General features: G+C 68.1%; 11 protein-coding genes and 1 pseudogene. 2 read left to right on the top strand and 10 right to left on the bottom strand.

The genetic code is table 11. The features are described 5' to 3' along the window. Positions 1 to 18: 18 nt before the first annotated feature. The 6 genes and pseudogenes from NF876_RS12280 to NF876_RS12255 form a co-directional block, all read right to left on the bottom strand. A pseudogene (locus NF876_RS12280) lies at positions 19 to 1,220 on the bottom strand (MFS transporter). Positions 1,221 to 1,417: 197 nt separating this feature from the next. Beyond that, complete coding sequence (locus tag NF876_RS12275; RefSeq protein ID WP_262269072.1) at positions 1,418 to 1,681, bottom strand: DUF2934 domain-containing protein; 264 nt, start codon at positions 1,679 to 1,681, stop codon at positions 1,418 to 1,420. 137 nt (positions 1,682 to 1,818) lie between these two features. Beyond that, a complete protein-coding gene (locus NF876_RS12270) occupies positions 1,819 to 2,631 on the bottom strand; it encodes an alpha/beta fold hydrolase (RefSeq protein ID WP_262269071.1) in 813 nt (270 codons plus the stop codon). 88 nt (positions 2,632 to 2,719) lie between these two features. Then, positions 2,720 to 3,796 (bottom strand): tartrate dehydrogenase, encoded by a 1,077-nt coding sequence (locus tag NF876_RS12265; protein WP_262269070.1) that lies wholly within the window; start codon positions 3,794 to 3,796, stop codon positions 2,720 to 2,722. A 61-nt stretch (positions 3,797 to 3,857) separates the two neighbouring features. Further along, on the bottom strand, positions 3,858 to 4,940 hold the full coding sequence (locus tag NF876_RS12260; RefSeq protein WP_262269069.1) for a tartrate dehydrogenase: 1,083 nt from the start codon (positions 4,938 to 4,940) through the stop codon (positions 3,858 to 3,860). An 88-nt stretch (positions 4,941 to 5,028) separates the two neighbouring features. Beyond that, on the bottom strand, positions 5,029 to 6,006 hold the full coding sequence (locus tag NF876_RS12255) for a tripartite tricarboxylate transporter substrate-binding protein (RefSeq protein ID WP_262269068.1): 978 nt from the start codon (positions 6,004 to 6,006) through the stop codon (positions 5,029 to 5,031). Between the two features lie 264 nt (positions 6,007 to 6,270). Between NF876_RS12255 and NF876_RS12250 the strand changes: the two genes are divergently transcribed. Continuing rightward, positions 6,271 to 6,978, top strand: coding sequence for a GntR family transcriptional regulator (locus NF876_RS12250; RefSeq protein ID WP_262269067.1), 708 nt, complete (start codon positions 6,271 to 6,273; stop codon positions 6,976 to 6,978). A 15-nt stretch (positions 6,979 to 6,993) separates the two neighbouring features. Here NF876_RS12250 and NF876_RS12245 read toward each other — a convergent pair whose 3' ends face one another. Then, on the bottom strand, positions 6,994 to 8,163 hold the full coding sequence (locus tag NF876_RS12245) for a mandelate racemase/muconate lactonizing enzyme family protein (protein ID WP_262269066.1): 1,170 nt from the start codon (positions 8,161 to 8,163) through the stop codon (positions 6,994 to 6,996). A 104-nt stretch (positions 8,164 to 8,267) separates the two neighbouring features. On the opposite strand from NF876_RS12245, the gene NF876_RS12240 reads away from it, so the two are divergent. Continuing rightward, positions 8,268 to 9,182 carry a LysR family transcriptional regulator gene (locus tag NF876_RS12240; RefSeq protein ID WP_262269079.1) on the top strand — a complete coding sequence of 305 codons (915 nt, stop codon included), beginning with the start codon at positions 8,268 to 8,270 and terminating at the stop codon, positions 9,180 to 9,182. Between the two features lie 38 nt (positions 9,183 to 9,220). Here NF876_RS12240 and NF876_RS12235 read toward each other — a convergent pair whose 3' ends face one another. From NF876_RS12235 to NF876_RS12225, 3 genes are all read right to left on the bottom strand, one after another. Then, complete coding sequence (locus tag NF876_RS12235; RefSeq protein ID WP_262269065.1) at positions 9,221 to 9,436, bottom strand: hypothetical protein; 216 nt, start codon at positions 9,434 to 9,436, stop codon at positions 9,221 to 9,223. A 177-nt stretch (positions 9,437 to 9,613) separates the two neighbouring features. Then, positions 9,614 to 10,993: an FAD-containing oxidoreductase gene (locus NF876_RS12230; RefSeq protein WP_262269064.1), complete on the bottom strand. Its 1,380-nt coding sequence runs from the start codon at positions 10,991 to 10,993 to the stop codon at positions 9,614 to 9,616. Continuing rightward, complete coding sequence (locus tag NF876_RS12225; protein WP_262269063.1) at positions 10,990 to 11,454, bottom strand: DUF4126 domain-containing protein; 465 nt, start codon at positions 11,452 to 11,454, stop codon at positions 10,990 to 10,992. Before NF876_RS12225 ends, NF876_RS12230 begins: the two co-directional genes overlap by 4 nt. Positions 11,455 to 11,527 lie beyond the last annotated feature (73 nt).

Genomic DNA, 11,527 nt, shown 5'->3' with positions numbered 1-11,527 from the left:
CCGGGTCCGACCGATGCGCTAACCCAGCCGGGCACGAATGACCATCACCCCTGCCAGGGTCAGAGCCGCGAAGGCGGCTCCCGCCAGAAACGTGCCCTGGGGTCCGACGCTGTCCCAGAGCGCTCCGGCAAGGACGCTCGCCAGCAGCAGCGCCACCCCGGTGACCAGGTTGAACATGCCAAAGGCCGTGCCGCGCAGTTCCGCCGGGGCCGCTTCCGCCACCAGGGTGGCGAGCAGGCCCTGGGTGAACCCCATATGCAGCCCCCAGAGCGCGACGCCGATCCCCAGAGCTCCCAGTCCGGACGCGAAGGCCAGGACCAGATCGGCCGCCACCAGCAGCAGCAGCCCGACGACCAGGAGCGTCACGCGGTCCATGCGGTCGGCCAGCACCCCGACCGGATAGGCCGATAGGGAATAGGCCATGCCCATGATGACCAGCACGAGGGGAACGAGCGCCACCGGCAAGCCCACCGACTGGGCCCGGAGCAGCAAAAAGGCCTCGCTGAACCGCGCCAGGGTGAACACGGCGGCCACCGCCACCACCCACCAGTACATGGCACCCAGCCGGCGAAGCTCGCTCCGGCTCAAGGGCATGCGCACCCGGCGCAGCCCTGGCGGGCGCTCCGGCTCCCTGACCCCGATCAGCAGCACGGCCACGGCCAGAACGGCCGGCACGACAGCGATCCAGAACACGGTCTGGAAATGATCGGCTGTCAGCCACATCAGCCCGATGGCCAGCAATGGCCCCGTGAAGGCCCCGATGGTGTCGAGGGACTGGCGCAGCCCGAAGCTCGCCCCGCGCAGGTGCGGCGGCGCGATGTCGGCCACCAGGGCATCCGCGGCGCGCCGCGGATGCCCTTGCCGATCCGGTCGAGGAAGCGCGCCGCGACGAGGCCGTCGATCCCGGGCGTCATCGGGAAGATCGGTTTGGTGAGCGCCCCGAGCCCGTAGCCGAGAACCGCCAGGAGCTTGCGCCGGCCGAGCCAGTCGCTGAGGGCGCCAGAGAAGATCTTGGTGATGGAGGCGGTGGATTCGGCAATGCCCTCGATGATCCCGACCGCAAGCGCCGAGGCGCCGAGCACGGACACCATGTAGACAGGCAGCAGGGCGTGGATCATCTCGGACGAGATGTCCATCAGCATCGACACGAAGCCGAGAGCCCAGACGCCTGTCGGAATCCTCTGGCGGGTTGCGCGGTGGGGGCCCTCGTCGACTGTCATTTCCAAGTGCCCCTGTCGGTTCAAGCTGAGCGTTTCACAGAGGCTGTTAGGAAGTCTGCCGTCGCCTGTCCAGGTGGACCATCCAGGTGGACCATCCAGGTGGACCGGGCGTTCGAACGCCCGGCCGCGGCCCTTCCGCCGCATCTTGTCCCGAGACCGGGCATCGTGTCCCGAGACCGGCCCGAAACGGTCGGACCTCAGGTCGGGCCCTTCGCCGGTCTGCGGGGCCGCCTGGTCTTGGCCGGGGCTTCGGATGCGGCCTCAAGGGCCTCGACCGCTGCGACGGGGGGCGCCTCCTCGACCGTCGCGTCCGAGCGGTCCGATGCGGCGTCGGATGACCGGCCCTCGGCCTGGAGGGCCCGTTCTGCCTCCAGCCAATGGTCCTCGGGATTGCCGCTCCGGCCCTGGCGCTCCCAGATCTCGTAGGCTCTCGTGCGAATCCTCTCCTCGCGATGATCCATGCTTGGCCTCCTGGGGCAGTGGCTTCGAGACTGTCGAATGTGGGACGCCGCCTCCCGGCGACAACGGCCCTTGACTTGCGCAATGCTGCCGCGCCCCTGCATGGGCCTTGCGGATGTACGCGATCCGGCATGCCGCCTCAGGCGACGCCGTCAGCCTCGACCCCTCTCAGGAAACGGGAGATCACACCGGCCAGGAGCCTCTCGTCCTCCCGATGGGGCACGTGCCCGGCTCCGGGAAGGATGCAGGCCGTGCCGCGCCCGGCCGCGATACGGCGGGGATGTTCGGCGGATCCGTACTCGTCGCGCTCCCCGTGAACGGCCAGCACCGGGCAGCGGACCCCTGCCAGGGCCTCGTTCAGGGACCAATGGGCGAAATCGGGCGACAGCCAGGTGCCGATCCAGGCCTCGACGGCCCAGAGGGCCTTGTCGCCGTGGTATCGCGCCAGGCGCGCACGATGGGCCGGATCCTGGAAGTCGCGCTGCGCGACGCGGATGCCCGCGAGGGTTCTGTCCACGACGAAGGCCTGGGCGGCGACCGTGACGAGCGCGCGGCAGCGGGCGGGACAGCAGGCGGCCGTCTCGACGGCCATGCCGCCCCCGACGCTGTGGCCGCAGGCGATGAAGTCCTGCACGTCGAGCTGCTCGCACACCCGTGGGACGACGTGCTGCGCCTCCCGGGCGACGAAATCGAACGGCAGCCGCCCCGGATAGGGATCTGACCGGCCGAAGCCGAGACGGTCATAGGCGATCACCCGCCGGCCGGTCGCGGCCGCGAGAGCCCTCGGGAAACTGCGCCACAGCTCGACGCAGCCGAGGGAATCGTGCAGCAGCAGGATCGGCGCGTGCGTCGCAGGAGCCTCCGGCGTCCAGATCCTGGCGAAGAGGCTGCCCCCGTCGACCGGAATCCGGGTGTCCTGCTCGTTGATCGTGACCGGCGGGCTATCGGGCATGGCGGCGTTCGGCCTTGTCTCGTTCGGGGACGGCTTACCGCGCCCGACGACATGCGGCAACGCCCGGACGGAGCGGCGCCCGCGCCCCCTATGCGTTGTCACCGTGAATGGCCGCGATCACCGCATCCGTGACCTGACGGGTCGTGGCCTGGCCGCCGAGATCCGGCGTATGCAGCGAGGGATCGGCCGTCGCCCGCTCGATCGCCCGCATGAGGCGCTCGGCGGCCGGCTTCTCGCCGAGATGCTCCAGCATCATGGTGGCCGTCCAGAACGTGCCGACCGGATTGGCGATGCCCTTGCCGGTGATGTCGAAGGCGGAGCCGTGGATGGGCTCGAACATCGACGGGAAATTCCTCTCCGGGTTGAGGTTCGCCGTGGGCGCGATGCCGAGGGAGCCGGCGAGCGCCGCAGCCAGATCCGACAGAATGTCCGCATGCAGGTTGGTGGCCACGATGGTGTCGAGACTCTGGGGCTTGAGGGTCATGCGCATGGTCATGGCGTCGACCAGCATCTTGTCCCAGGTCACGTCCGGGAAGTCCCGCGCCACCTCGGCGGCGATCTCGTCCCACATGACCATGCCGTGGCGCTGGGCGTTCGATTTCGTCACCACCGTCAGGAGCTTGCGCGGCCGCGACTGCGCGAGCCTGAAGGCATAGCGCATGATGCGGGTGACGCCGGCCCGGGTGAAGATCGACACCTCCGTGGCCACCTCCTCCGGCAGCCCCCGGTGCGAGCGGCCGCCCTGGCCGGCGTACTCGCCCTCGGAGTTCTCGCGCACGATCACCCAGTCGAGATCCCTCGCGGCCACGTTGCGCAGAGGCCCTTCGATCCCCGGAAGGATGCGTGTCGGGCGCACGTTCGCGTATTGATCGAACGGCTGGCAGATCGCCAGGCGCAGGCCCCACAGGGTGACGTGATCGGGAACGTCCGGCGCGCCCACGGCGCCGAAATAGATCGCATCGAAGCCTTTGAGCGTCTCGCGGCCGTTCTCCGGCATCATGACGCCATGAGCCTTGTAGTAGTCCGAGCCCCAGTCGAAGGTCTCGACATCGAGCCGGAAGCTCCCGTCGCGGGCCGCGAGGGCGTGAAGGACCTCGACGCCGGCCGCGATGACTTCCTTGCCGATTCCATCGCCCGGGATGGCGGCGATCTTGTAGCTGTTCATGATGGCACCTGGTGTTGTCGGCCGCCGGACGGGCGGCGGCCGAGGATCGTGTCGGGTTCGATTAGCCGAGCGCCTCGGCCACGGCCTTGCCGGTGGTCTCGGTTCCGGCATTCCCGCCGAGATCGCGGGTGCGCAGGGTCCGCTCGCTCAGGACGTCCTCGATGGCCTGGACGATGGCGGCGGCCGCTTCGGTTTCGCCGAGATGCTCCAGCATCATGGCGCCGGCCCAGATCTGGCCGATGGGGTTGGCGACACCCTGCCCGGCGATGTCGGGTGCCGAGCCGTGGACCGGCTCGAAGAGCGACGGGAAGTCGCTGTTCGGATTGATGTTGCCCGAGGGCGCGATGCCGATGGTGCCCGTGCAGGCGGGCCCGAGATCGGACAGGATGTCGCCGAACAGGTTCGACGCGACGACCACGTCGAACCAGTCGGGATGCAGCACGAAATGGGCGGTCAGGATGTCGATGTGGTACTTGTCCCAGGTCACGTCCGGATAGCGCTTGGCCATCTCCTCCACGCGCTCGTCCCAGTAGGGCATGGTGATCGAGATGCCGTTCGACTTGGTGGCCGAGGTCAGGTGCTTCTTGGGCCGCTTCTGCGCGAGGTCGAAGGCGAATTGCAGCACACGGTCGACGCCGATGCGCGTCATCACGGTTTCCTGGATGACGACCTCGCGGTCGGTGCCGGGAAACATCTTGCCGCCGATGGACGAATACTCGCCCTCGGTGTTCTCGCGCACCACCCAGAAGTCGATGTCGCCGGGCTTGCGGTTGGCGAGCGGTGTCGGCACGCCCGGCATCAGCCGCACGGGCCGCAGGTTGATGTACTGGTCGAACTCGCGCCGGAACTGCAGCAGCGACCCCCAGAGCGAGACGTGGTCCGGGATCTTCTCCGGCCAGCCGACCGCTCCGAAGAAGATGGCATCATGCGAGCCGATCTGCTCCTTCCAGTCCTCGGGCAGCATGCGGCCGTGCTTGGCGTAGTAGTCGTAGGATGAGAAGTCGAAATGATCGAGTTGCAGGTCGAAGCCGAATTTCTTGGCCGCGGCCTCCAGGACGCGCACGCCCTCGGGGGTGGTTTCCTTGCCGATGCCGTCGCCGGGAATGACGGCGAGCCGATAGCGCTTCTTGTGATCCGATGCCATGTGAAAATCCGTGTGAAGATCCGTTCGTCTGTCATGAAGGCCTGGGGCGGTCGTGGACCCGTCCGGCACGCGCATCCGCCCCCGGGTGTTACTGTCCCGTAACGCCCGAGGCCTTGATGACGGGAACCCATTTGTCAATCTCGGCGCTGACGAGCTTGGCGAGCGCCTCCGGCGTCTGGCCCGCCTCGTCAGGGAGTTCGGCGCCGAGATCGAGCAGGCGCTTGCGCGTGGTCTCGTCCTGGAGGGCGGCCCTGGCGGCGGCGTTCAGCTTCGTGACGATCTCCTTGGGCGTTCCCTTGGGGGCGAAGAGCGCGTTCCAGCCGGTCGCCTGGAATTGCGGCAGCCCCTGTTCGGCCGATGTCGGCACGTCCGGGATGACCGGGAGGCGGTTGGGAACCGCGACCACGAGGCCGTTCGCCTCCTTCGCCTGCACGGTCGGCACGATGGCAACCGTCTGATCGCAGACGTAATCGACCTGGCCGCCGAGCAGTGCGTTCAGGGCCGGGCCCGAGCCGCGGAACGGCACGTGCTGCGGCTTGACGCCGAGCAGGGATTCCAGGAACAGACAGGTCAGATGCGAGGTCGAGCCGACGCCGCCCGAACCGTAGTTCATCTTGGGCGCGTTCGCCTTCAGATAGGCGATGAATTCCTTGAAGTCCTTGACCGGCAGGTCCTTCTTGGCGACCACGAGCATCGGTGTGGCGGCCGAGTTCATGATCGGCTCGAAATCGACGCGCGGATCGTAGGCCAGCTTGGGATAGAGTCCGACGCTCGCCGCCTGCGTGCCGAGATTGCCCATCAGGATCGTGTACCCGTCCGGTTCGGCCTTTGATACGCGGGTCACGCCGACGGTGCCTCCTGCGCCGGTGACGTTCTCGACCACGAGCTGCTGGCCGAGCGTGCGACCCATGTGGTCGGCCATGAGGCGGGCCACCACGTCGGTCGTGCCGCCGGCGGAAAACGGAACCACCAGGGTGATCGGCCGTGTCGGGTAGGTTCCCTGCGCCTGTGCGGCTGTCGCGACGAAGCCCAAGGCGAGTGCGGCGGTCAAGAGAGCTTTCTTCATCGACGTGTCCTTCCCTCAACGATTTTTGGGCGACGGCGGGCGCGTCTCGCCGCCCTTGGTCCGAGATTTATGCATCTCGTGGCCCTGTCCATCTGCCCCTGAATGCCCCTGCCTCACACGAGCGTGGTTGGCTTTCTCGGTTGCGTTTAAGCTTCCATGGAAGTTGGCATGCAAGAACAGTGATCGCGACATGGCCTGTTTGTCAAGCATCCATTCATTCTTGTATGGAAGGTCGCAGGGACGCATGTTGAGGCGGGAGGCCCCATGGCGAGCAAGGTGAAGCAGGTGCGGACGGCCGAGACCGTGAGGAAGCCGTCGCTGGTGGAGGACGCCTACAGGGCGCTCAAGGACGCGATCCGCGACAACGTCTTCCCGCCCGGCTACCAGGGCTCCGAGCAGGAGATCGCCCTGCGGCTCGGCATGAGCCGGACCCCGGTGCACGAGGCCATCATCCGCCTGCAGGAGGACGGCCTCGTCCGCGTGCTCTCCAAGCGGGGCGTGCAGGTCTGTCCGCTCTCCCCGGACGACATTCGGGAGATCTACGACGTGGTCATCGCCATCGAGGCCCGCGCGGCGGAGCTTCTCGCCGCTCTGCCCCTCGAGGCACGAAGCCAGGTCGCCAAGGAGCTCGAGGAGGCGACCGCGCGCATGGAACAGGCCCTTCGCAGGGACGATCTTCATGCCTGGGCGGCGGCCGACGACCAGTTTCATCGCCTTCTTGTGGAGCGGTGCGGCAACAGCCGCATCCTTCGGATCGCCCAGACCATCACCGACCAGGCCCACCGGGCCCGGATGCTCACCCTCAGGCTCCGGTCGAAGCCGACCGGATCGGCCGCCGCCCACAGGGCCATGGCCGAGGCGATCCGGACAGGCCAAGTGGCCGAGGCCCATCACCAGGCCCGCCAGCACCGGATCGACGCCCGGGACGAGCTTCTCCCGCTGATCGCGAGCGTCGGCATCAAGCACCTGTGAGGCGCGCGACGAGGATCATTCGGCCAGTTCGCGCATGACCTTGATCAGGTCCGACTTGCCCTCGAACCCGATGCCGGGCAGCTCCGGCATGACGATGTGGCCGTTCTCCACCCGCACGCTGTCCGGGAAGCCGCCATAGGGCTGGAACAGGTCCGGATAGCTCTCGTTGCCGCCGAGCCCGAGACCGGCCGCGATGTTGAGCGACATCTGGTGACCGCCGTGTGGAATGCACCGGGACGGCGACCAGCCGAACTGCTCGAGCGCGTCGAGGGTGCGCAGATACTCCACCAGCCCATAGGACAGGGCGCAGTCGAACTGAAGCCAGTCGCGGTCCGGCCGCATGCCGCCGTAGCGCAGGAGATTGCGGGCGTCCTGATGCGAGAACAGGTTCTCGCCGGTCGCCATGGGGCCGGGATAGAACTCGGACAGCGCCGCCTGGAGCGCGTAGTCGAGGGGATCCCCGGCCTCCTCGTACCAGAACAGCGGGTAGTGGCGCAGCATCTTGGCGTAGGCGATCGCGGTCTCGAGATCGAAGCGTCCGTTCGCATCGACCGCGAGCTGCGCCTGGGATCCGATCTCGGCGAGCACGGCCTCGATCCGGCGCTGGTCCTCGGCGATCGAGGCGCCGCCGATCTTCATCTTCACGACGTTGTAGCCGCGGTCGAGATAGCTGCGCATCTCGGCCCGCAGGGCACCGTCGTCCTTGCCCGGATAATAGTAGCCGCCGGCGGCATAGACGAAGACCCGCGGATCGGCCTCGCGGCCCTTGCGCTCGGCCAGCAGGCGGAAGAGCGGCTTGCCGGCGATCTTGGCGGTGGCGTCCCAGATCGCCATGTCGAGGGTGCCGACCGCCACCGAGCGCTCGCCGTGCCCGCCGGGCTTCTCGTTCTTCATCATCGTGGCCCAGATCTTGTGAGGATCCAGGTTGTCGCCGCTCTCGTCGCGCAGGCTCTCAGGAGCAGCCTCGAGGATCCGGTCGCGGAAGCGCTCGCGGATGAGGCCGCCCTGGCCGTAGCGGCCGTTCGAGTTGAAGCCGTAGCCGACGACGCGGCGGCCGTCGCGCACCACGTCGGTCACCACGGCGACAAGGCTCGTCGTCATCTTGGTGAAGTCGATATAGGCGTTACGGATCGGCGAGGCGATCGGTTGGGTGATTTCGCGGACGTCGATGATGCGCATGGACAACCTTCTCGCGTTTGGAGGATGCGGATTGGCGGTCTTCATACGCCTGGACAGGGCCGGCGGGCCAATGCCAAGATCGGGTCGCGTTATGCGTGATCGGCATCGACATGGACCTGACCTGGCTCGAGGATTTCCTGGCTCTGGCGGAGCAGAAGAACTTTTCGCGGGCCGCCGAGGCCCGCAACGTGTCGCAGCCGGCCTTCAGCCGTCGCATTCGTGCGCTCGAGGATTGGATCGGCACGCCCCTGTTCATGCGGGCGACCCAGGGGGCAAGCCTGACGCGGGCCGGGCTCCACTTCCGCCCCCTGGCCGAGGATCTGATGCGCAATCTGCATCGCGCGAGACGCGAGACGCGTTCCGCGGGCGAGCGCGAGACGGGATCGCTGGCGATTGCCGCGACGCACGCCCTGTCCTTCACCTTCTTCCCGGGCTGGATCCGCCGGCACATGCAGGTCGAGGCGCTCGGCACGCTCAACCTGATCTCGGACAGCCTGGAGGCCTGCGAGCAGATCATGCTCGGCGGCGAGGTGCATTTCCTGCTCTGCCACGCCCATGCGGATGCGCCGACGCGCTTCGACGCCAGCCGCTTCGAGAGCATCCGCGCAGGCGAGGATCTCCTGGTCCCGGTCTGCGCGCCCGATGCGGACGGCAGGCCCCTCTGGCCCCTTCCCGGCAGGACCGGGAGGCGGGCGCGGCTCCTCGCCTACAGCTCCGCGTCCGGGCTCGGCCGCATCCTGGCGGCGCATCCGGTCGGGAGCGCCGAAGCGGCGGGGCTCGAAAGCGCTTTCACCTCGCATCTGGCCGCCACCCTGATGTCCATGGCCCGCGAGGGACACGGCGTCGCCTGGCTCCCGCTCGGGCTCGCCGAGGAGGATCTGGCGCGTCGGCGGCTGGTGCGGGCCGGACCCGAGCGGTTCGACATCCCGGTCGAGATCCGTCTGTTCCGGTCGCCCGACTGCCGCAACCACGCCGCGGACGAACTGTGGAGGCGTATTCTCGAACAGCCGAGCGGCCCGATGTGACCGGTCGTGAAGAGGCGATGCGCGCGAGGGACAGGGTTTCAGCCGTAGACCCGCCAGTCCTGCGCCGGCGCCACGTCGAACGGCAGGTCCTGGTCCTCGCTCGCGAGCGCCCGGATCTTGTCCTCGACCAGGTCGGCCAGGACGCTTCTCGGAGTGGCGGCTCGCACTTCGCTGACGGCCTCCCGGATCTGCTTCAGATCCCGGGGCGACAGCCTCGCCTGTCCTGACCCCTTGAGTTCCTGATTCGACGTCATGGACGATCCTCCGGCAGGGCCGACATGGCAATGAACGGGTACGCTTGCGGAGATCAGCCTAGGCGTGGCCGTTTGCTCGACGCATTGCGGGAGAATGACAATTCCGTAATGCGGCCGGCCGGGCTGTTCGGGAGCCGGGTCCGGGTGCCCGTGCCGGGGATCGGGTCTTCGTTCGCCTCAGGCGGCAGGCGTCAGATCGCCGAGAAGCGTCGGGATCAGCTCCGAGACCGTGGGGTGGATCGGCACCGCCCATTGCAGGGTCGGGTAGTCGGCGCCGGCATTCATCATGTCGAGGATGCCGTGGATCGCCTCGTCGCCGCCGGTTCCGAGAATGGCCGCGCCGAGGATCCTCTTCGTATCGGCGTCGGCGACGATCTTCATGAAGCCTTTGGTCTCGTCCTTCTCGACCGCGCGACCGACCCGGGTCATGGGACGCTTGGATACGAGGAGCGGGCGGCCGGTCCTGCGCGCCTCCGTTTCCGTCATGCCGACCCGGCCGAGGGGCGGATCGATGTAGAGCGCATAGCCCAGGAGCCGGTCGCTCACCCGCCGCGAGGCCCTGTCGAGCAGATTGGCCGCGACGATCTCGTAATCGTTGTAGGCCGTGTGGGTGAACGCCCCGCGGCCGTTGCAGTCGCCGAGCGCCCAGATGCCGGGAACGCTGGTCGCCAGCGTGTCGTCGACGACGATCGTGCCGCGCGCATCGACGGCGACTCCCGCCCGGTCGAGGCCGAGATCGTCCGTGTTCGGCCGGCGCCCGACGGCGAGCAGCACGTGCGAGCCCACCACGAACGGCTCGCCGGACGTGCAGTCGACATCGACCGCCACGCCGTCCGCATGGGGCTTGAACCCGATGCAGCTAGCGTTGGTGCGCACCGTGATCCCCTCGCCGGTCAGGATGTCCCGGATGGCCTCCGAGACGTCCTCGTCCTCGCGGGCGATCAGCCGCGGCCCTTTCTCGACAATGGTCACCTGCGCGCCGAACCGCCGGTACATCTGGGCGAATTCGAGCCCGATATAGCTGCCGCCCACCACCACGAGATGGCGCGGAAGCGTCTCGAGCTTCAGGATCGACGTGTTGGTGAGGTGGGAGACCGTGTCGACGCCCGGCATGTCGGGAATGCTCGCGCGGCCGCCCACGTTGAGGAAGATGCGCGGCGCCTGCAGGAGCCGGTCGCCCACGCGGATCGTATCGGGGCCCTCGAAACGCGCGTGACCTTCGATCACGGTGAGTCCGTCCATGCCGCGCAGCCAGGTTTCGATATTCGTGCGGGCATTCGTCGAGACCGTATCGGCCCGGGCCCTGACGCGCTTCATGTCGATGGCGATGGGGCTTGCGATGGACACGCCGAATTCGGCACCGCGGCGGGCGAGATGCGCCGCATAGGCGCTCGCCACCAGGGTCTTGGTCGGCATGCACCCGGTATTGACGCAGGTGCCGCCGAACAGCTTGCGCTCGATGATGGCGACCTTCATGCCGGCTTTGGCCAGTCGTCCCGCAAGCGACGGCCCGGCCTGGCCGGCGCCGACCACGATGGCATCGAACGATTCGGTCATGGTATCGCTCCTACGATCAGGACCGCTCCGAGGATCGCGACGGCATCCTCGATGAGGGCGGCGGGACGATCCCTGCCGAAGGCGGCCGCAAGGCGCGCCCGGCCTTCCGCCCCTCCGAGGGTGCCGATGATCCCGCCCACGGCTCCCACCACGAACCCGCCGAGGAAGGAGCCGCCCTGCGCGGCGATCGCCGCGCCGCACAGGCCGCCGACGATGATCCGGGTCGCGAAGGGAAGCGGGGTCTTGCGGCTCGGCGTGGTGGGAAGCTGGTCGCCGATCAGCTCGCCGATGGCGAGAACCGTCATGATCCATGGCGTGAAGCGATAGCCCAGGAAGGCCAGCCAGGTCCCCTCGAGGTTGAGGAGGCCGAAGGAGGCCGCCCAGCTGACGGCCGCGGGAGCCGTCATGGCCCGCAGGCCGGCGATCACGCCGATCAGGAGCGCCAACACGTAAACGACCATCGCTGTCCCCTGCACTTTGCTCAAGCTTGCCCGCGGACGAGGCCTTTTTCAATCCCGGGCTGGCAGCGCCTGC

It is taken from the genome of Microvirga yunnanensis (assembly GCF_025460875.1).
The sequence above is the reverse complement of the archived record's forward strand: the minus strand, read 5'-3'. Positions and strand labels throughout refer to the sequence as shown.